This is a genomic window from Leisingera sp. ABM4_060 (assembly GCF_056158765.1).
In genome coordinates, this window is the sequence record NZ_JBSWTX010000001.1 from 2,493,030 (window position 1) to 2,513,602 (window position 20,573).

General features: G+C 64.8%; 16 protein-coding genes and 2 pseudogenes. 11 read left to right on the top strand and 7 right to left on the bottom strand.

The features are described from left to right. Positions 1-36 precede the first annotated feature (36 nt). The gene (locus ACXAEH_RS12015; protein WP_475033050.1) at positions 37-609 is read left to right on the top strand and encodes a L,D-transpeptidase; all 573 of its coding nucleotides are present in this window, start codon (positions 37-39) and stop codon (positions 607-609) included. Between the two features lie 209 nt (positions 610-818). Next, complete coding sequence (locus tag ACXAEH_RS12020; RefSeq protein WP_039132699.1) at positions 819-1,028, top strand: cold-shock protein; 210 nt, start codon at positions 819-821, stop codon at positions 1,026-1,028. 59 nt (positions 1,029-1,087) lie between these two features. Here ACXAEH_RS12020 and ACXAEH_RS12025 read toward each other — a convergent pair whose 3' ends face one another. Continuing rightward, the gene (locus ACXAEH_RS12025) at positions 1,088-1,729 is read right to left on the bottom strand and encodes an arylesterase (RefSeq protein WP_475033052.1); all 642 of its coding nucleotides are present in this window, start codon (positions 1,727-1,729) and stop codon (positions 1,088-1,090) included. 48 nt (positions 1,730-1,777) lie between these two features. Here ACXAEH_RS12025 and ACXAEH_RS12030 point away from each other — a divergent pair, with 48 nt between their 5' ends. Further along, the gene (locus ACXAEH_RS12030; RefSeq protein WP_475033054.1) at positions 1,778-2,482 is read left to right on the top strand and encodes an ABC transporter ATP-binding protein; all 705 of its coding nucleotides are present in this window, start codon (positions 1,778-1,780) and stop codon (positions 2,480-2,482) included. Continuing rightward, positions 2,479-5,016 carry an ABC transporter permease gene (locus tag ACXAEH_RS12035; RefSeq protein WP_475033056.1) on the top strand — a complete coding sequence of 846 codons (2,538 nt, stop codon included), beginning with the start codon at positions 2,479-2,481 and terminating at the stop codon, positions 5,014-5,016. The genes ACXAEH_RS12030 and ACXAEH_RS12035 overlap by 4 nt, the downstream gene beginning before the upstream one ends. A gap of 21 nt (positions 5,017-5,037) precedes the next feature. On the opposite strand, the gene ACXAEH_RS12040 is transcribed toward ACXAEH_RS12035, so the two are convergent. Continuing rightward, a complete protein-coding gene (locus tag ACXAEH_RS12040; RefSeq protein ID WP_475033058.1) occupies positions 5,038-5,487 on the bottom strand; it encodes an RrF2 family transcriptional regulator in 450 nt (149 codons plus the stop codon). 100 nt (positions 5,488-5,587) lie between these two features. On the opposite strand from ACXAEH_RS12040, the gene ACXAEH_RS12045 reads away from it, so the two are divergent. Further along, complete coding sequence (locus tag ACXAEH_RS12045) at positions 5,588-6,154, top strand: gamma-glutamylcyclotransferase family protein (RefSeq protein ID WP_475033060.1); 567 nt, start codon at positions 5,588-5,590, stop codon at positions 6,152-6,154. Between the two features lie 275 nt (positions 6,155-6,429). Here the strand turns inward: ACXAEH_RS12045 and gltX are convergent, their stop codons facing one another. After that, positions 6,430-7,755: a glutamate--tRNA ligase gene (gene gltX / locus ACXAEH_RS12050; RefSeq protein WP_475033062.1), complete on the bottom strand. Its 1,326-nt coding sequence runs from the start codon at positions 7,753-7,755 to the stop codon at positions 6,430-6,432. A gap of 125 nt (positions 7,756-7,880) precedes the next feature. After that, a complete protein-coding gene (locus tag ACXAEH_RS12055) occupies positions 7,881-8,309 on the bottom strand; it encodes a DUF1801 domain-containing protein (protein ID WP_475033064.1) in 429 nt (142 codons plus the stop codon). A gap of 108 nt (positions 8,310-8,417) precedes the next feature. Between ACXAEH_RS12055 and ACXAEH_RS12060 the strand changes: the two genes are divergently transcribed. Beyond that, positions 8,418-9,350, top strand: coding sequence for an MBL fold metallo-hydrolase (locus ACXAEH_RS12060; RefSeq protein WP_475033065.1), 933 nt, complete (start codon positions 8,418-8,420; stop codon positions 9,348-9,350). Positions 9,351-9,353: 3 nt separating this feature from the next. On the opposite strand, the gene ACXAEH_RS12065 is transcribed toward ACXAEH_RS12060, so the two are convergent. Both ACXAEH_RS12065 and ACXAEH_RS12070 read right to left on the bottom strand, forming a co-directional pair. Further along, a complete protein-coding gene (locus ACXAEH_RS12065; RefSeq protein WP_475033066.1) occupies positions 9,354-10,685 on the bottom strand; it encodes an NAD(P)/FAD-dependent oxidoreductase in 1,332 nt (443 codons plus the stop codon). 180 nt (positions 10,686-10,865) lie between these two features. Next, complete coding sequence (locus ACXAEH_RS12070) at positions 10,866-12,524, bottom strand: NAD+ synthase (RefSeq protein ID WP_475033068.1); 1,659 nt, start codon at positions 12,522-12,524, stop codon at positions 10,866-10,868. Between the two features lie 182 nt (positions 12,525-12,706). On the opposite strand from ACXAEH_RS12070, the gene ACXAEH_RS12075 reads away from it, so the two are divergent. After that, entirely contained in the window at positions 12,707-14,110 is a 1,404-nt protein-coding gene (locus ACXAEH_RS12075) for an MORN repeat-containing protein (RefSeq protein WP_475033070.1), read from the top strand. A 58-nt stretch (positions 14,111-14,168) separates the two neighbouring features. Here the strand turns inward: ACXAEH_RS12075 and ACXAEH_RS12080 are convergent, their stop codons facing one another. After that, positions 14,169-15,359 (bottom strand): MFS transporter, encoded by a 1,191-nt coding sequence (locus ACXAEH_RS12080; RefSeq protein WP_475033071.1) that lies wholly within the window; start codon positions 15,357-15,359, stop codon positions 14,169-14,171. Between the two features lie 92 nt (positions 15,360-15,451). Between ACXAEH_RS12080 and ACXAEH_RS12085 the strand changes: the two genes are divergently transcribed. From ACXAEH_RS12085 to ACXAEH_RS12100, 4 genes and pseudogenes are all read left to right on the top strand, one after another. Further along, on the top strand, positions 15,452-16,033 hold the full coding sequence (locus tag ACXAEH_RS12085; RefSeq protein WP_475033073.1) for a helix-turn-helix domain-containing protein: 582 nt from the start codon (positions 15,452-15,454) through the stop codon (positions 16,031-16,033). A gap of 239 nt (positions 16,034-16,272) precedes the next feature. Further along, complete coding sequence (locus ACXAEH_RS12090) at positions 16,273-17,859, top strand: 2-isopropylmalate synthase (RefSeq protein WP_475033075.1); 1,587 nt, start codon at positions 16,273-16,275, stop codon at positions 17,857-17,859. 528 nt (positions 17,860-18,387) lie between these two features. Next, a pseudogene (locus ACXAEH_RS12095) lies at positions 18,388-18,786 on the top strand (tyrosine-type recombinase/integrase); the annotation flags it as partial. A 175-nt stretch (positions 18,787-18,961) separates the two neighbouring features. Then, positions 18,962-20,226 (top strand): annotated as a pseudogene (locus ACXAEH_RS12100) (IS91 family transposase). The last annotated feature ends 347 nt before the right edge of the window (positions 20,227-20,573 follow it).

A 20,573-nucleotide genomic window follows, 5' to 3' on the forward strand; every position in this document is an offset into this window, starting at 1 on the left:
TGGCGGGAGAGGCAACAGGAGTTCGGGAGATTGGCCATGGTGACACGCCGGAAAGTTCTGAAATCGGGAACAGCTGCCGCTGCAGCGGCGCTGCTGCCGCTGCCTGCGCTGGCACGGAAGACGGGTCCTGCGGTCTTTGATCCCGTGCCGCAGGAAGTGCGGATCAAGAAACAGTTCGCCCCGGGACAGATCCTGGTGCTGCCGCGCTCCTACTATCTTTACTTCGTGACCGAGCCGCGCAAAGCGATGCGCTATGGGGTTGGCGTCGGCAAGGCCGGACTGGAATTCACCGGCACTGCAGTGATCGAGCGCAAGAAAGTCTGGCCCACCTGGCGCCCCACCGACGAAATGATCGAACGCGACCCCAAGGCCTATGCCAAATTCATCGATAACGAGTACATCCAGCCCGGCGGGCCGGACAATCCGCTAGGGGCACGGGCGCTCTATCTGTTCCAGAACGGAGTCGACACCTACTTTCGCATCCACGGCACCAACCAGCCGCAAACCATTGGCCATTCGGTGTCAAACGGCTGCATCCGGATGCTGAACGAGCATGTCATGGACCTGTACGAGCGGGTGCCGCTGGGCACTGTGGTGACGGTGCTTTAGGCACAGTATCGCCGGAATCTGCGCCGAAACCCCGCGTCATTCCGCATTTTTCTTGCGCAAACGGGGGTTCATACCCAATTGTGTCATCGCGACGTTACGCGAATGCCATCACTGTACCCTGCGCGGCGCGGTCATGATCATCCGCAGACTTTGCCGGCCTGCCGCATTCCGCGGGCAGATAATTTGAGACGACTTAGGAGTACGAGACGATGGCCACTGGCACCGTCAAATGGTTCAACACCACCAAAGGCTACGGCTTCATTGCGCCCGACGAAGGCGGCAAGGACGTATTTGTCCACATTTCCGCAGTAGAACGTTCGGGGCTGACCGGCCTGGCGGACAATCAGAAAGTGACCTACGAACTGCGCGCCGGCCGTGACGGCCGCGAGTCCGCAGTGGATATCGCGCTGGTCTCCTGATCCGGATTTCCAATCCAGAGTAAGAGAATTCAGACAGCCCTGCCTTTCCGGGGCTGTTTTCAGTTGCGGATGCGCTCGACCAGCTGCAGCGCGGCAGGCCCCAGCGCGTCCACGTTCAGCGCCACGCCCTCGGCATTCGGATGGATGCCATCCTCCTGCATGTAGACCTGCGCCGCTGCCGGGTCGCCGTCCGCTGCGGACGCGATGCCGGTAAAGGCATCCGGGTGCAGCACGGCGCCGAATTCCGCTGCCAGGTCCGGGTAAATGGCGTCGAAGCTTTGCTTGTACTCCGGCCCGTAGTTGGGCGGCGCTGTCATGCCCACCAGCATGACCTTGATCCCCTTGGCCTCGGCCGCCTGGAGGATGCGGGTCATGTTGGCGCGCGCCTCCTCCGGCGACAGGCCGCGCAGCAGATCGTTGCCCCCCAAGAGCACGATCAGCCCGTCCGGATTGTCTGACAGGGTCCATTCGGCACGCTCGGCGCCGCCCGCCGTGGTGTCGCCCGAGACACCGGCATTCTGCAGCTCAACCTCAGCGCCGTTTTCGTTGAGCCAGCGCTCCAGCTGCGGCACCAGCCCCTGGCCCTGCGGCAGCCCGTAGCCCTGCACCAGGCTGTCGCCAAAGGCGGTGATCCGCACCGGCTCAGCCCCGGCGGTGCCGGCAAAAAGCATCAAACTCAACAGGGCCAGTATCTTGTGCATCGCCGCAAACACTCCATATCCGATAGGTGGATCCAACAGGCAGGCCCGATGACCAAAGATAACAGCCCCGTTCTGCATCTCTTAGATGCGTCTTTGACCCTGAATAGCAATACCGGCCCGGTAGAGATTTTGCACGGCATCTCGCTGGACGTGCAGCAGGGTGAGACCCTGGGACTGATCGGCCCCTCCGGCTCGGGCAAGTCGTCGCTGCTGATGCTGATGGGCGGGCTGGAGCAGGCCACTGGCGGCCGCGTCACCGCCCTGGATCAGGACCTGACCGCAATGGATGAAGACGCGCTGGCGCGGTTCCGCCGCAGCAGCATGGGGGTGGTGTTTCAGAGCTTTCACCTGATCCCCACCATGACTGCCTTGGAAAACGTGGCAACGCCGCTGGAGCTGGCGGGGGTCAAGGATGCCTTCGACCGCGCCCAGGCAGAGCTGGAAGCCGTCGGCCTTGGCCACCGGGCGGGCCATTTCCCGGCGCAGATGTCGGGCGGCGAGCAGCAGCGGGTGGCGCTGGCGCGTGCGCTGGCGCCGCGGCCGGCGATCCTTTTGGCGGATGAGCCGACCGGCAACCTGGACGAGGCCAATGGCGAAGCGGTGATGGACCTGCTGTTCGGGCTGCGCGACCGCTATGGGGCGACGCTGGTGATGGTCACCCACGCGCCGGAACTGGCCTCGCGCTGCGACCGGGTGATCCGGCTGCGCGACGGGCGGATCGACGATGAGGCCGCGCGCGAGGCGGCGGAATGAAGGCCTCCGCTTTCCGCCCCTCATTCAGACTGGCCTGGCGGTTTGCCCTGCGCGAGCTGCGCGGCGGCCTGAAGGGCTTCCGCATTTTCCTCGCCTGCCTGGCGCTGGGGGTTGGGGTAATTGCCGCCATCGGCTCGATCCGCGCCTCGATTGAAACGGGCCTGTCGCGCGAGGGTGCAACGATCCTCGGCGGCGATGCCGAACTGAATTTCACCTACCGATTTGCCAATGACGATGAGCGGGCCTGGCTGGCGCAGAACACGCTGCGCTATTCGGAAATTGCCGAGTTCCGCTCGATGGCGACGGTGGGCGAGGAGCGCGGGCTGACGCAGGTGAAGGCGGTGGACGGGCTGTACCCGCTGAAAGGCGAGATGAAGCTAGCTCCGGAGATGCCGCTGGAAACCGCCTTGGCGGGTGCAGAGGGCCTGCCCGGCGGGGTGATGGACCGGGTGCTGGCCGACCGGCTGGGATTGCAGCCGGGGGATACCTTCCGGCTTGGCACTCAGGATTTCCGGCTGATGGCGATGATTGCGCTGGAACCGGATGCGGCGGCCTCGGGGTTTGAGCTGGGGCCGCGGACCATTGTGGCAACGCCGGACCTGGCGGATTCGGGCCTGCTGGCAACCGGCACCCTGTTTGACACCAAATACCGGATGGAGCTGCCCGCAAACCATGACCTGAACGCCCTGCAGGCCGAGGCCGAGGGGCTGTTTGAAACCACCGGCATGCGCTGGCGCGATGCGCGCAACGGCGCCCCGGGGATTTCCGAGTTTGTCGAACGCCTCGGCGCCTTCCTGGTGCTGGTGGGACTGTCGGGGCTGGCGGTGGGCGGTGTTGGCGTGTCGGCGGCGGTGCGGGCTTATCTGGCGACCAAAACTTCGACCATTGCCACCCTGCGCACGCTAGGCGCTGAGCGGCAGACGATCTTCCTCACCTATTTCCTGCAGATCGGTGCCTTGGCGATGCTGGGCGTGGTGATCGGGCTGGGCATTGGCGGGCTGATGCCCATGCTGCTGGGGCCGCTGATTGCGGCGCAGCTGCCGTTCCCGGCGGTGTTTTCCCTCTATCCTTCGGCGCTGATCGAAGCGGCGCTTTACGGGCTGCTCACCGCCTTTGTCTTTGCCCTGTGGCCGCTGGCGCGGGCTGAGCGCATCCGCGCCGCCTCGCTGTTCCGCGATGCCTTTGCCAGCCGCACCCGGCTGCCGGCGCCGCGCTATCTGGTGGCAACGGCCGTGGCGTTGGGCGCCTTGGTAGGGCTCGCTGCCTGGTTCAGCGGCTCGGCCGAGCTGACGCTGTGGACCGCGGGCGGGCTGATGGGGTCGCTGATCGTCTTGCTGATTGCGGCGCTTGGCATCGGGTTCCTGGCCCGCCGCGGCACCGGTGCTGCGCGCGGGCGGCCTGCGCTGCGGTGGGCGCTCTCGTCCATCGGCAGCGCCCGTGATGGCGCGGTGCCTGCGGTGCTGGCCCTGGGGCTGGGCCTGACGGTGCTCGCCGCCATCGGCCAGATCGACGGCAACATGCGCCGGGCGATAGCCGGCAACCTGCCGGATGTGGCGCCCTCCTACTTCTTTGTCGACATCCAGCGCAGCCAGATGCCCAGCTTCCTGGAACGGGTCGAGAATGACCCTGCCGTGACCCGGGTGGAAAACGCCCCGATGCTGCGCGGCGTGCTGACCCGGATCAACGGCCAGCCCGCCACCGAGGTGGCTGGCGATCACTGGGTGGTCGAAGGCGACCGCGGCGTGACCTATGCAGCCGCCCAGCCCGAGACCACCACAGTGACCGCAGGCGAATGGTGGCCGGAAGACTACACCGGCGATCCGCAGATCAGCTTCTCGGCGGAAGAGGCCGAGGAGATGGGGCTGCAGTTGGGCGACACGCTGACGCTCAACATTCTGGGCCGCGACATCACCGGCACCATCACCAGCTTCCGCAACGTGGATTTCTCCACCGCGGGCATGGGGTTTGTGATGGTGCTGAACGAGGCCGCGCTGGCGGGCGCGCCGCATAGCTTCATCGCCACCGTCTATGCCGAGGAGCAGGCCGAAGCGGCAATCCTGCGCGATCTGGCCCGCGAGATGCCCAATATCACCGCAATCCGCATGCGCGACGCAATCGACCGGGTCTCGGACATTCTGCGCCAGCTGGCAGCGGCAACGGCCTATGGCGCTGCGGCAACGCTTTTGACCGGGTTCCTGGTGCTCTTGGGAACGGCAGCCGCTGGAGAGCCTGCGCGCCGCTACGAGGCTGCGCTCCTGAAAACACTGGGGGCACCGCGCAAGCAGATCCTGGCAAGCTTTGCCCTGCGCTCGGCGCTGCTGGGTGCGGCGGCCGGCGCGGTGGCGCTGGCAGCGGGCATTGCCGGGGCCTGGGCGATCAATGCCTATGTGTTCGAGACAGACTATGCGGTGATCTGGCCCAATGCGCTGCTGGTGATTTCCGGCGGCGTTATGACGACACTGCTTGCCGGGCTCGCCTTTGCCCTGCGGCCGCTGGCCGCCAAGCCTGCCCGCATCCTGCGCGCAAAGGAATAAGACAGTCTGCGGCGTCCGGATTTAGCGGGCGCCGCAGGACACCGGCTGCAGGATCCGCAGCAGGTCGTGATTGCCGCACACCAGCGCTTCCAGCGAAATGTCGTCCAGCGAGGCGTAGAAGGCCTGCGCCGCATCGGCCAGCGCCACTTTCAGGCGGCAGGCGTCAGACAGCGGGCAGGTGTTGTCGGCGTCGGCAAAGCATTCCACCATCGGCAGGTTGCCCTCGACATCGCGGAACACATCCCCGATCCGGATCTCCGAGGCCTGTTTGCCCAGGCTCATGCCGCCATTGCGGCCGCGCTGGGTGGCCAGGTAGCCAAGCTGGCTCAGCTGGTTGATCACCTGGGCCAGGTGGTTTTCCGAAATATTGCAGCAGTCGGCAATCTCGGCCTTGGTCACCAGGCGGTCTTCATGCGCGGCGCAATACATCAGCAGCCGCACGGCGATATTGGTCCTTTTGGTAATGCGCATGACTCGTTCCCGCAGCTTCAGTGCATCGCTTATTGCACGCGGCGCGAAAAAGCGGTTTGACATACATCAATAATGCAATCGGCGGCAAAAGGGCGCAGGCATGGCAGCTCCTTACTTCTTTGGCTACGGCAGCCTGGTGAACACGGCCACTCATACCTATGGCGGCGCCCGGCCTGCGCGGCTGCGGGGCTGGCGGCGGGCCTGGGTGCACACGGAGCTGCGCGAGGTGGCGTTTCTGTCGGCGGTGCCTTGCGCGGAAAGTGTGATCGACGGGCTGATTGCCGAGGTGCCGGATGCGGATTGGGCAGCATTGGACGAACGGGAATTCGCTTATGAGCGGCTGCCGGCGTCGGAGCAGGTGCAGCATGATGTGCCGGGCTCTCCGGAGATTTCCGTCTATGCGGTGGCGCCGCAGAAGCAGAAGGGTGTGACAGAACGGCATCCGGTGCTGCTCAGCTATCTGGATGTGGTGCTGCAAGGCTATTTGCAGGTATTCGGCGAAACTGGGGTGCAGGACTTCATTGCCACCACCGATGGCTGGGAGGCGCCGGTTCTGGATGACAGAGCAAGCCCCCGCTACCCGCGGCATCAAGTTCTGTCTGCGCATGAGCAGGACCTTTTTGACAGCTTGGTGGCGGAGACCGGCGCCCGCATTCTGCAAGGCTGACCCCGCTGCCCGTTTGCATTGGCGTTCTGACCATCGGCAGACCCTCCCGCCTGCCCCGGTGCAGGCAAGCTGCACCTCGGTCAGTTAGGCATGGCACCGCACCTGCGGTGCGGTGCTGCGCCGCGCGGAGGCGCGGCGCCCGGCCCAACGGCCGGGGCGGCATCTTTGATGCAGATCCGGCGGGCGGGAGAGCCGCGCCTGATTTTCACGGACCGGTACAGAAAAGGCGGCACCCGCAAGTGCCGCCTGTTATTTGCTGCGGAGCCGGACCAGTGTCAGCCGCGGGCGCGGATCTTTTCCATCAGTGCCAGCAGCGCAGACATATCGGGGCCGCGCTCCATGCCGGTCACGGCCTTGCGCAGCGGCATGAACAGCCCCTTGCCCTTGCGGCCGGTCGCCTCTTTCACCGCTGTGGTCCAGTTTTTCCAGCTGTCAGCGCCATAGGGGCCGTCGGGCAGCATCGCCATGGCCTCTGCGATGAACTCTTTGTCCTCATCCGCCACCAAAGGCTCAGCCCCGTCGCGGCACAGCTCCCACCAGCCTGCCAGATCCTTCAGCGTGGTGATGTTTTCCTTGGCCATATCCCAGAACGCCGCCTGCTTCTCAGCGGGAACACCCAGTGCATCCACATGGCTCTGGACAGCCTCCAGCGGCAGCGACTGCAGGTGGCGGGCGGTCAGCGGGTAGAGATCCTCGACATCGAATTTGGTCGGCGCAGAGCCAAAGCGGTTGATGTCGAAACCTTCGATCAGCTCGGCCATCTCCGTGCGCAGCTCCACCGGGTCCGAGGAGCCCAGGCGCGCCATCAGGCTCAGGAGCGCCATCGGCTGCACGCCAGCCTCCCTCAGGTCACGCAGCGCCAGGGTGCCGAGGCGTTTGGACAGCGCTTCGCCCTGCGGGCCGGTCAGCAGCGAGTGGTGGGCAAAGGACGGCACGGTGCCGCCCAGCGCTTCAATGATCTGGATCTGAGTGGCGGTGTTGGTCACATGGTCAGAGCCGCGCACCACATGGGTCACGCCCATTTCGGTGTCATCCACCACCGAGGCCAGGGTGTAGAGGAACTGGCCGTCGCCGCGGATCAGCACCGGGTCGGAGACCGAAGCGGCGTCAATCGAGATATCGCCCAGAATGCCGTCGGTCCACTCGATGCGCTGGTGGTCCAGCTTGAACCGCCAGACACCATCGCCGCGCTCAGCACGCAGGGCGGCTTTCTCGTCCTCGGACAGGGAAAGTGCGGCACGGTCATAAACCGGCGGCTTGCCCATGTTGAGCTGCTTCTTGCGCTTCAGGTCCAGCTCGGTCGGGGTCTCGAAAGCCTCGTAGAACCGCTCGATTTCGCGCAGGCGGTCTGCCGCGGCGACATAACGGTCGAGGCGCTCGGACTGGCGCTCCACCTTGTCCCAGGTCAGGCCCAGCCACTCCAGGTCCTGTTTGATAGCATCGACATATTCTTCCTTGGACCGCTCCGGGTCGGTGTCGTCAATGCGCAGGATGAAGGTGCCGCCGGCCTTGCGGGCGATCAGGTAGTTCATCAGCGCGGTGCGCAGGTTGCCGACGTGGATATAGCCGGTCGGCGACGGGGCAAAACGGGTGGTGGTCATCTCGGATCTCCTGTTGCCGTTGCCTTGTCACATGAGCGGCGGATTGTCCAGTTTCGGACACATGAACGCGCCTTTGGCGCGTGCCTCCGGCGGGGATATTTTCAGCCAGAAGAAGAGCCGGCCGATTAATCCGGCTGAACCGGCCAGTGTGCATTCAAGTCTTTCAGACCGGTGCGGATCAACTCGACCAGGACCTCCAGATCGATATCGGCGAGCTTGTTCACGTAGAGGCAGCTTTTGCCAAGCTTATGCTTGCCGAGGCGCGCGAGGATTGAACTGTAGTCCTGATAGCCCGGCATGATGTAGATCGAATGGCAGGCTTTTCGCGGCGAGAAGCCGGTGGCAAGGAAATCACCCTCGCGCCTCGTGGCATAACGGTAGTGGTAGCGCCCGTAGCCGACAATGGACGGTCCCCACATTTGCGGCGCGAAACCGGAGGCCTGGCGGAAGATGGCATCCAGCTGCTGTGCCTCGCGCGCCTTGCGCTCGGGTTCGACGGCGGCGAGGAAAGCTTCGACGCTGGCGCCGGTGGGGACGGTCTTGTTCTGGCTCATGGGCAGCCCTCCTCGGGGTGATACTGCCTCATCACGGGATTGTTTACAGCCCCCGGCGCAAGCGGCGCTAGGATGCGGCAAGTCCAATGCAACTTGGAGGATCCCCCGATGACTGTTTCCCTGTCCCGACGCGCGGCGCTGGCAGGCGCTGCCGCCCTGCCCTTGGCCGGTGCCGCTGCGCCTGTTCTGGCTGGCGGCCATGGCGGCCGCGCCGAGGCGCCGATTGCCCACTCCTTTAAGCTGGGAGAGATGCCCGTCACCACGCTGCTGGACACGTCGATTGCGCGGGAAGGCCAGAAAGCTATGTTCGGAGCGGCGGCAAGCGATGAGGAATTTGCTGAAATCTCTGCCGAGAACTTCATCTCAAGCGATACGCTGCAGTTCTACTTCACCCCCACGCTGGTCGATACCGGCGCCGAGCTGCTGCTGTTTGACACCGGTCTGGGCATGGGCGGCATTGCCAAGGCTCTGGCCGCAGCCGGCGTGACGCCAGATCAGATAGACGTAGTTGTGATCACCCATATGCATCCGGATCACATTGGCGGGCTGATGACGGATGGCGTGCCAACCTTCCCCAATGCCCGCTATGTGACGGCTGCCGCAGAGTATAATTTCTGGTCCAAGATGGAGCCCGGCAACCGGGTCGGCGATCTGGTCGCCAGCAATGTGACGCCGCTGGCCGAAAAAACCACCTTCATCGATGACGGCGGCAGCGTGGCTTCCGGGATTACCGCGGTGGCGAGCTTTGGCCATACGCCCGGGCATATGTGCTACATGCTGGAGAGCGGCGGGCGGCAGCTGTTGCTGACGGCGGATCTGGCCAATCACTATGTCTACAGCTTTGCCCGGCCGGACTGGGCTTTCAGCTTTGATGCGGATGCGGAGGCTGCCAGTGCCTCGCGCCGGAAGGTGCTGGGGATGCTGTCCGCAGACCGGGTGCCGATGATCGGCTATCACATGCCGTTCCCGGCAGCCGGTTTTGTGGAACCCCGCGGCGAAGGGTTCCGCTATGTGCCGGTGAGCTATCAGTTAATGGGATAGGCGTCAGTAGCCGGTCTGCGGCCCGTATTTGCTGCCGTCCGTAAAACGGGACAGACAGAATTCATGCGGGTCCACAACCGGCTTGTCGCCGGTGACCAGATCCGCAGCAAGCCTGCCGGCCGCCGGGCCGATGCCAAAGCCATGGCCGGAGAAGCCGGTGGCCACAAACAGCCCTGGCAGGCCGTCCGCCTGGGAGATCACCGGGATCGCGTCCGGCGTCACGTCGATCAGCCCGCCCCAGCTTTGCACCACGTCGGCGCCCTGCAGCACCGGGAAGGCCTTTTGCGCTGCCGCCCAGCCGCTTTTCAGTGCCTTTTGCGACGGCGCGGGGTCGAGCACCCGGCACAGCTCAAACGGCGTGGTCTGATCCGGTTTCCAGCGCCGGGCCTGGGCGGCTTCCTCAGCCCAGCGGCCTGAGAGGCGGAACTGCAGCGCCCGCCATTCCTGGCGGTAACTGGGCAGGAACTTCCAGCCCAGACGGAAGCTGTCAGGCACAATGTCGACGATGTTTTCATGGGCGTCCGCGACGGTGTAGCCGCCGTCCGCGCGCTTGCGCAGGCCCAGGTTGGCGGCACGGATGGCGGTTTCCGGGCCGCCCTGCACCGGTGAGGTGCGCAGGACCGAGTTCAGGACTTTCAGCTGCGGCAGCTGGACCCTGGCATTGCCCAGGAACAGCCGCGACCAGGCGCCGCCGGCGACCACAACGGCAGAGCAGGCCACACGGCCGCGCTCGGTCATCACGCCGCTGATCCGGCCTGCCGCTGTCTCGACGCTGCGCACGGCGCATTCGGTCATGATCTTTGCACCGGCAGCCTGAGCAGCCGTGGCGATGGCATGGGTGGCCATCTGCGGCTCGGCGCGGCCGTCCATCGGGGTCAGCAGGCCGGAGCGGGTCCTGGTTTGATGGCCCGGCATCAGCGCTTCGATCTGATCACCACGGACCATGCGGGCACCCTGCCCCCAATTGTCCAGATTGCGCAGCCAGCGTTCCAGCTGCGCCTCGCGCTTGGCGGATTCAGCCGTGTAGAGGATGCCGGAGCGGGTGAAGCCGGTCTCCTGCCCGGTGCGCTCGTTCAGCCCTTCCCAAAGCCGCAGCGCCTCAGCCATCAGCGGAATTTCCCGCGGGTCACGGCAGGAGATTCGCACCCACCCCCAGTTGCGCGAGCTTTGCTCGCCGGCAATCTGGCCCTTTTCGCACAGCAGCACCGAATAGCCCCGCTCAGCCAGCTCCAGCGCGGTAGCGGCACCGATGATGCCGCCGCCGATCACCACGGCATCAACGGCCTTGGGCAAGGCCAGGTCGGATTGGAAATGGGGCAGCTTCGGTCCAGGCATGCGGGCATCTATGCCCGGTGCCCAATCGCGGGTCCAGCATGCAGGCGACGCCGGATGCGCCGCTTTCTGCCATTGTGTTTTTTGCGCCGCATATCAGGGTATTACCGCCAACGGCACAAGGCCGAAATATGGCAAGGAAGGCGCGGAAAGCCTTGCGCCTTCAATCAGTTAACGCATGTTTCAGGACGGGTCGCGCCAGCGGTTCACAATCGGATAGCGGCGGTCCAGCCAGAAAGCACGCGGTGTCAGGCGGGCACCGGGCGCGGACTGGAAGCGTTTGTATTCGCTGATATAAACCAGATGTTCGATGCGTTTTGCTATATCCCGGTCAAACCCAGCTGCGACGCAATCTGTGATTGAGCCGTCTTGATCGACCAGAATCTCCAGCAGGGCGTCCAGCTCCGGGTAGTCCGGCAGGCTGTCGCTGTCTTTTTGATCTTCGCGCAACTCAGCTGTCGGCGGTTTGTCGATCACATTGGGGCGGATCACCTCGCCCTCCGGCCCTTTCATCCAGGGGCGGTGGTTGGCGTTGCGCCAGCGGCAGGTCTCGAAGACGCGGGTCTTGTACAGATCCTTGATCGGGTTATAGCCGCCGTTCATGTCGCCATAGATGGTGGCATAGCCGACTGCGACCTCGGATTTGTTGCCGGTGGTCAGGAGCATCTCGCCGAATTTGTTGGACATGGCCATCAGCAACAGCCCGCGCAGGCGGGACTGGATGTTTTCCTCGGTGACATCGGCATCACGGCCGGCAAACAGCGGCGCCAGAGTGCTGGTGATCGCATCGCAGCCTTCGGAAATCGGCACATAGTCGTAGTGCACGCCCAGCGCCTTGGCGACGGCTTCGGCATCTTCCAGCAACTCATCTGAGGTGTACTCAGACGGCAGCATCACGCAGCGGACATTTCCGGCGCCGATGGCGTCAACGGCAATGGCCGCAACGATGGCCGAGTCGACCCCGCCGGAGAGGCCCAGCAGTACCTTGTTGAAACCGCTTTTGCCCAGGTAGTCGCGCAGGGATTCCACCATCACCCGGTAGTCCTGCTCCCACTCGTCCGGCAGATGCGCTTTTTCGCCCTCGATCGCGCACCAGCCCTCGTCAGTGCGCTCCAGGTCGAGATGGGAATAGGCCTCGTCAAACACCGGCATTTGCAGCGCCAGGGCACCGCCCGGATTCAGGACAAAGGAACCACCATCAAAAACTTGATCGTCCTGGGCACCTACCATGTTGAGGTAGATCACCGGCAGATGGGTCTCGACCGAACGCGCCACCATGTGGTTGAAACGCACGTCCATCTTGTTGCGGAAATAGGGCGAGCCGTTGGGGATCAGCAGAAACTCAGCGCCGGTTTCAGCCAAGGTTTCTGCCACATCCTCGTGCCAGCCGTCTTCGCAGATAGGGGAGCCGATGCGGGTATTGCCGACCGCATAGGGCCCGCCCAAGGGACCAGCATCAAAGATGCGGACCTCGTCAAAGACGGTCTCGTTCGGCAGGTGGTGCTTGAGGCTGCGCGAGGCGATCTTGCCGCCCTTCAGGATCAAATAGGCATTGTAGAGCCGGCCGCCTTCGACCCAGGGGCTGCCGATGGCCAGGGCCGGGCCTTCGGCGCAGTCCGCCGCCAGATTCTCGACCTCGGCAATCGCGGCGTTGTGAAAAGCCGGTTTCATCACCAGATCCTGGGTGTTGTAGCCGGTGATGAACATTTCCGGCAGCGCCACCAGGTCGGCCCCGGCAGCACGGCCCGTCTGCCAGGCGTCCCGGGCCTTGGCAGCATTGCCTGCCAGGTCGCCCACGGTGGGGTTCAGCTGCGCCAGTGTCACGCGGAAACGGTCTGCCATGCTGCTTGGGCCCTTTGCAAAAATCCTCCCCAAGCCATTTACCAGATTACCGGCCAAGGAAAAGGGCAAGGACCCGCACAGGGGAAAAGACATTGCGGCGCCGGGCGCTGTAGCTTAGTTTCCGGGCGAGCAACCCAATAAGGCAGCAGCACAGTTTTTTCCTGGGCAGGCAGAGGTTTTGAATGACCCGTTTCGGCACCGCATTAGCGTTTTCCACGATCTTGGCACTGGCCGCGCCGGCCTTGGCCCAGGAGAGCGGCGTTATTACAACCCAGGACGAGATCGGCGGCGTCTACGAAGGCAGCTTCCGCAACGGGCTGCAGCATGGCACCGGCACATACCGGCTGCCGAACGGTTATGAATACAACGGCGAGTGGGTCGACGGCGAAGTGCGCGGCCAGGGTGTGGCGCGGTTCCCGGACGGCTCGGTCTACGAGGGCGGGTTCGCGCAGGGCAAACCGCATGGGCTGGGCAAACTGACCCGTGCGGACGGCAGCACCTACGAGGGCGGCTGGCAAGACGGCCAGATCCATGGTGACGGGCTGTCGGTCTATTCCAGCGGCGTGCGCTACCAGGGCAGCTTTGCCGGCGGCAAGCGGGACGGCCAGGGCAAGATGACCTCGCCGGATGGCTATAGCTATGACGGCAGCTGGGTGCAGGGCCGCCAGCAGGGGCAGGCGAAAATCACCTATGCCGAGGGCACCGTATACAAAGGCGCCGTGGCCGATGGCCAGCTGCAGGGGCAAGGGCGGCTGGAGACCTCGGACGGGCTGGTCTACGAAGGCGAATGGGCCGCTGGGCAGATGCATGGCACCGGCCGCCTGTCCCAGCCCAACGGCGATATCTATGAGGGCGAACTGAAGAACGGCCGCCGTCATGGCACCGGCAAGCAGACCTATGCCAATGGCGATGTCTATGCCGGAGCCTTCCTGGATGACCAGCGCCATGGCACCGGCACCTTCACCGAGAAAGACGGCTACAGCTATACCGGCGAATGGGTGCAGGGGCAGATCGAGGGCAAAGGCAAGGCGGTTTACCCCGACGGCTCTTTCTACGAGGGCGACTTCCGCGACGACCTGGCCGATGGCCAGGGCAAGATCACCTATCCCGACGGCTCCACCTACGAAGGTGCGTGGATTGCCGGCGTGATCGAAGGCGACGGCACCGCCACTTACCCCAACGGCATCACCTATACCGGCGGCTTCAAGAACGCCAAGAACCACGGCCAGGGCGTAATGACCTATGCCGACGGCTACCGCTATGAAGGCGGCTGGCAGGACGGGCAGCGCCACGGCGACGCCAGGGTGACCTATGCCGACGGCTCGGTTTACACCGGCCAGTTTGCGGGCAGCCAGCGCCACGGCCAGGGCAAGATCGAAATGCCCGACGGCTTTACCTATGAGGGCGGCTGGCAAGACGGCAAGATCTTTGGCGAGGGCGTTGCGACCTATGCCAATGGCGACGTCTACGAGGGCAGCTTTGTCAACGGCAAGCGCCAGGGGCCGGGCACGATGAAGTATGCCAGCGGCCAGCAGGCGCAGGGCAATTGGGAAAACGGCGCGCTGGTCAGCAGCGGCTCGGAGTAAGCCCGCATAAGGCGCTGCCGAAAGTGTTTCACGTGTGGCAGTGCCGGATGGTGCCGGGTCAGGCGGGCATCAGGGTTGTCAGCTGGCGCCGGGCCCACAGCAAGAGCACGCACACCGCCACCAGGGCAGACACTAGCAGCATGGCCGCGGCCGCGCCCAACTGCTCTGCCGCCAGCCCCATGGCAAAGGTGCCCAAGGTCGCCAGCCCCCAAAAGGCGGTCTGATCCACCGCAATCAGCACCCCGCGCGCCTCTGCCGGGCTGTTATGCAAGTATTTGCCATAGACCAGCGCTTTTCCCAGCTTGCCGCCGCCCATCAGCATGACAATACCGCACATCACCCAGAAACTGCCGGCCAGAACCAGCGTCGCCAGCCCGCACGCCCAAGCCAGCCAGACCAGCAGCGCCAGCCGTCCGGGCCGCAGCAGCCGGGCGGAATGACGCCCCGCCAGCCAGGTAATGCCGATCGCTCCGATCCAGGAACAGATGAACAGCAGCCCAATCATGCCGCCGTATTCCGGAAACCGCTCGCGCAGCAGCAGCGGCCAGAGGATGTATCCGGCCGGCACCACCAGAAGCCCCAGCATAGCGCTGGACAGGAGAATGTCGAAGTTTTCAGGACAGGCGCGGTAATGCTGCAGCACCCCCCGGAACGAAGGCCTGCCTGCCCCGGCAGCAGGCCGCGGCGTCTGCGCCCTCCCAAGGCTGCGGAAATGCAGGCTCAGCATGGCGACGCTCATCACCATCAGCACCGCGTTGAGGCCAAACCCGCCCGAGGCCAGCAGCCAGGGCAGCAGCAGACCGGTCACCGTGCCGGACAGCTTGGCGGTATTGTGGGCGGTTGCCGCTAGCAGCGCATTGACCTGGGCGCCCTGCGGCGTGGCGCCGGGGATGAAGGTGTCTATCGCCGGGTTCGAGACTGCGCTGGTGATCCCCGCGAGCAGGCAATAGGCAAAGAACGCCCAGGGCAGAAAACCTGCCGCATGATCCGCCAACCCGTATCCCGCCAAAACCAGTGCAAACAGCAGGGTCGACCAGGTAAAGCTCCTGCGGGCGCCGATCCGGTCGGTCAGCGCTCCGCCTGCAATGGTGAAGATCAGGAACGGCGACAGCACCAAGGCCTGGAAAAAACCGATCTCTGACGCCGTCAGATTGGCGTGAAACGTCATGTACCAGGTGAACAGAACCGTCTGCAGCCCCTCGCCCCAATGCCAGAAGCCATAGGCCTGAAAAAACTTTGAGCGGAACATGGGCACCCTCTCTGCGGGTTTATCTGAATAATGATCCGGGTTATGATTCTATATCTGAATTTATGTATCGAAATTATGATGAGTCAAACCTCATGAGCAAATCCGGCCTCCGCGATACCCAGCCGATCATCGGCACACGCATGCGCGAGCTGCGCAAAGCGCGCGGCCTGACCCTGAAACAGCTGGCGGCAGAGACCGGCTTGTCGATCGGCTATCTCAGCCAGCTGGAGCGGCAGGATGCGGATCCCTCGATCCGGGCGCTGAATGTGATCGGCAAGGCGCTGGGGGTTGGCATCAACTGGTTTTTCCCCGGCCCGGAGGAGGCTGAAGGCCCCGAGGCAGGCCTGGTGGTGCGGGCCGGGCGGCGGCGGTCGCTGCGGTTTGCCTCGGGCCTCAGGGATGAACTGCTGAGCCCGTCGCTGGCGGGGCAGCTGGAAATGGTGCTGACCACCTTTGAACCCGGCGCTGGTTCCGGTGCGCAGCTGTATGCCCACAAGGGTGAGGAAGCAGGTTATGTCGTCGAAGGGCAGCTGGAGGTGACGGTGGAAGACGAGACCTTCCTGCTGCATGCGGGCGACACAATCCAGTTTGCCTCGGACCGCCCGCACCGGTACCACAACCCCGGCCCGGGGCGTACCGTGCTGGTCTGGGCCGTCACTCCGCCGCATTACTAAAACCGCAGAAACCCCTTTCCATTCCACTGCGCCTCTGTATAAATCCCTGCCATGAACATTTGCGCAGATATCCTTTTTGCAGACACCGCCTCCCGCGGTGCAGCTCTGCGCGCCCTACTGATCCTAGCCCGCCTCTGAGCGTGCCCTTCCGGCGCGCCCGCTCAGAGGATTGCCGCACGCGCGCCATCAAAGGCTTATGATGCCCTAAGGGGCCTAGGACAGAGACAAGAGATACCAACATGACCAACGCTTCTCCGAATTCCGGCGATAAATCCCGTGTATTGATTTTTGACACCACCCTGCGCGACGGCGAACAAAGCCCCGGCGCCACCATGACCCATGACGAGAAGCTGGAGATTGCCGAGCTTCTGGACGAAATGGGCGTGGACATCATCGAAGCCGGTTTCCCGATTGCCTCCGAAGGCGACTTTGCCGCGGTGTCCGAAATAGCAGAACGCTCGAAAAATTCGATGATCTGCGGGCTGGCGCGTGCCAATTTCAAGGACATCGACCGCTGCGCCGAAGCGGTGCGCAAAGCCGCGCAACCGCGCATCCACACCTTTATTGGTACCTCTCCGCTGCACCGCGCCATCCCGAACCTGACCATGGATGAGATGGCCGACAAGATTCACGAAACCGTCACCCATGCCCGCAACCTGGTCGACAACGTGCAGTGGTCGCCGATGGATGCGACCCGGACCGAGTGGGATTACCTGTGCCGGGTGATCGAGATCGCGATCAAGGCAGGCGCTACCACCATCAACATCCCCGACACCGTGGGCTATACCGCGCCGATGGAATCGGCCGACCTGATCAAGCGCCTGATCGAGACTGTGCCGGGTGCGGATGAGGTGGTTTTTGCCACCCATTGCCACAACGACCTTGGCATGGCGACGGCCAATGCCCTGGCAGCCGTCGCAGGCGGTGCGCGCCAGATCGAATGCACCATCAACGGCCTTGGCGAGCGCGCCGGCAACACCGCGCTGGAAGAGGTGGTGATGGCGCTGAAGACGCGCAATGATATCATGCCCTGGCACACCGGCATCGACACCACCAAGATTATGCATATCTCGCGCCGGGTCTCGACCGTTTCCGGCTTTGTGGTGCAGCCCAACAAGGCGATTGTCGGCAAGAACGCCTTTGCCCATGAAAGCGGCATCCACCAGGACGGCATGCTGAAGAACCGCGAGAACTTCGAGATCATGCGCCCCGAGGATATCGGCCTCTCCGGCACTTCACTGCCGCTTGGCAAGCATTCCGGCCGCGCGGCGCTGCGCGACAAGCTGGAGCACCTCGGCTATGACGTTGGCGACAACCAGCTGAAGGATGTGTTTGTCCGCTTCAAGGAGCTGGCCGACCGTAAGAAGGAAGTGTTCGACGATGACCTCATCGCATTGATGCGCACCGGCGTTGATGCGGAGAACGACTACCTCAAGATCGTGTCGATGAAAGTGGTCTGCGGCACCGGCGGCCCAGCGGAATCCATGGTCGAAATGGAAATCGACGGCAATGACGTGACCGAAACCGCTGAGGGTGACGGGCCGGTGGATGCGACCTTCAAGGCAATCCGCAAGATCTACCCCAACACCGCCCGGCTGCAGCTCTATCAGGTGCACGCAGTCACCGAAGGCACCGATGCTCAGGCGACCGTGTCCGTGCGGCTGGAGGAAGACGGCAATATCGCCACTGGCGAAAGCGCCAATACCGACACTGTGGTGGCTTCGGCCAAGGCCTATGTGAACGCGCTGAACCGTCTGATCGTGCGCCGCGGCCGCGTTGGCGAAGGGGCTGACGCCAAAGAGATCTCTTACAAGGACCTCGCCTGAGGCCAGGCCGATCTAAAGCAATAAGGGCTGCTTTCCGCCGGAAGGACGAAGCCGCTCGCGCGGCAGGGGCGGCAGGGGCGGCTGTGGCGGGCGCACCTCGCTGATCTGACCCCCCCTGTGCATTTGGGAATGACCGGATCTGTCTGATGATTGGGACCTTCTCAATCCACAGACAGGAGGGTCCCATGAAGGATCATGGAACCGCGCCGCTGCGCGCGGATGATCGAGGGCATGCGCATCCGTGGCCTGGGCGAGAGCGCCCGGAAAGCCCGTATTCGGGCGGTCAAGGATTTCGCGGGATACCTCGGGCATGCGCCCGATACAGCGGCGCCGGAAGAGCTTCGGGCCTGCCAGTTGCACATGACCGATACCGGCGTCCCGGCCTCGGCGTTCAACGTGCGGATCTCATCGCTGCGGTTCTTCTTCGGCATCGCATGCGGCCGCGGGGAGATGAAGCGGTACATGCCGTTCCGAAGCAACCCCCGGAAGTTGCCGATCGTCCTCAGCGCCGAAGAGGGGGGCGGCCTGATGGCCGCGGTGCCCGGACCCGGGCTGAAGTGCCGTGCGGCCCTGGGTATCAGCTGCGGAGCAGGTCTGCGGGCCTCCGAGGTCTGCAATCTCAAGGTCACGGATACCGGCAGTGACCGGATGCTGATCCGCGTCGGGGACGGCAAGGGCAGCCGGGACCGCAAGGCGATGCTGCCGCCGGGGCTGCTGGAGCTTTTGCGCGGCTATTGGCGCGAGGCGCGGCCGGAGGGCTGGCTGTTCCCGGGCAAGCCGAAGATCAACCCGCTGTCACCGCGGCAGCTGAACCGGGCGTTCACGTCCGCAAAACACATGGCAGGGATCAACAAGCCCGCACCCCTGCACACGCTCCGCCATAGCTTCGCGGCGCATCTGCTGGAGGCGGGGACGGATGTGCGGATCATCCAGGTTTTGCTGGGCCGCGCCAAGCTCAGCACCACCGCCCGCTACGCGCATGCGGCCACCAGGACGATCCGCTCCACCGTCAGCCCGTACGAACGTCTGAAGGAGCTGCAGGACCGCACTCTCCGGCGCGGACTGGTGCGGCCGGACGCCGGGGGGGCCCGGGCGGCCGGGACTGGAGCTTGCTGGCATCTTCCGAAGACACGGACCCGCGTGGCGGCGGGCCAATGCCGGGCATGCCAGCCTAACCCGGCTCAAGGGGATGCCGGCGATCGAGGCCTGCCGGACCGAGGTGCCCGGCGGGCATGCCGCTGCGTGCGGAAAATGCGGTCACCGGCACATCGCCTGCAGTTCCTGCAAGATACCATTGACCGGCAGGCGATTTGGCGGCGCCAAATCTGCCGGGAGGGGGGCACTGCCCGAAGTGCCAGGGACCAGCCGCAGGTGGCTGGATGGCCGCGCGGGCCGAGGACTTGCTGCCGGCCGGGTGCTTCCACGCGGTCTTCACCCTGCCGGCCGGGATCGCGCAAATCGCTTACTGGAACAAGAAGGCAGTCTGCAGCCTGCTGTTCCGCGCCTCGGCTGAGACCGTGACGGCCATCGCCGCGGATCCCCGGCATCCCGGCGCCCGGGCCGGCATGGCCAGCGTGCTCCACACCTGGGGTCCGGCGCTGACCCGCCATCCGCATGCCCGCATGATCGTGCCCCCTCTCGGCAGATCGCTGCGCAATCGCCTGCCGGGCAATGGGACGGCGGCCTGCCGCCGGACGGCACAAATGGATCGCCTGCCGCCCCGGGTTCTTCCTGCCGGTGCGCGTCCTCTCCCGGTTATTCCGGCGGCTCTTCCCCGAAGGGCCGGCGGTCCTGCACAAGGTGGGCGCGCTTCAGTTCTTCGGCGACCTCAAAAACCTGGCTCAGGCCGCCGCTTTTGCCGCCTGCCCCGCCCCGCTGCGCAAGACCGAGCGGGTCATCTGCGCCAAACCGCCCTTCGGCGGCCCCGCGGCCGTGCCCGCCTGTCTCAGCCGGTACACGCACCGCGCGGCGGTCTCGAACCCCCGCCTGACCGGCGCCGATGCTGCGGCCGTGGCGTTCCGCTGGAAGGACTGCCGCATCAAGCACGGCGGCCGGCAAAAGGTGATGCGCCTCGAGACCGGCGGGTTCATCCGCCGGTTCCTGATCCGCGTCCTGCCCGATGGATTCCACCGCATCCGGCACTACGGGCTGCTGGCCAGCGCGGCTCGCAAGGCCACCATCGCCCGCATCCGCAGATTGCCCGGCGGGGCGCCCCAGGACCCGGACCCGCAGGAGAGTGCTGAGGCCATCCCCCTCACACTGCGCGAACCGTGCCCCTGCTGTGGCGGGGCGGTGCGCATCATCGGGATCTTCCGCCGCGGTCGGAAGCCGCCATCCCGGGCACCCCCCCGGGAGCAGGCCGCATGACGCAACGCCCGCCTCAAACGCGCGAAACTCACCAGCTGCCGCCCGCAGGCCGGGCCGCTCCTGGCCTGCCCGTTACTGCGCTTTGCTCAGGAAAATGCAATCAGCTGTTCCGCCGCCATCCGAAACCCACGCCCCCAGCCGTCCGAGCGGCCTCCAGTGACAGGCACGCCATGTCCGGCCGGTGGCCGGACCCCGCCCTCGCAATCACCCGCAGCACGCTTTCCCATAGACAGCGCCCGGGTCCCGCGGCTTCCTCCTTCCGAGGTTTGTCAACGCGGGCCGGCGCCCGCAGACGCCCCGCTGTCACGCAGAGGCCCGCATCGAAAAACCTTCAGGAAAGCGGCCCT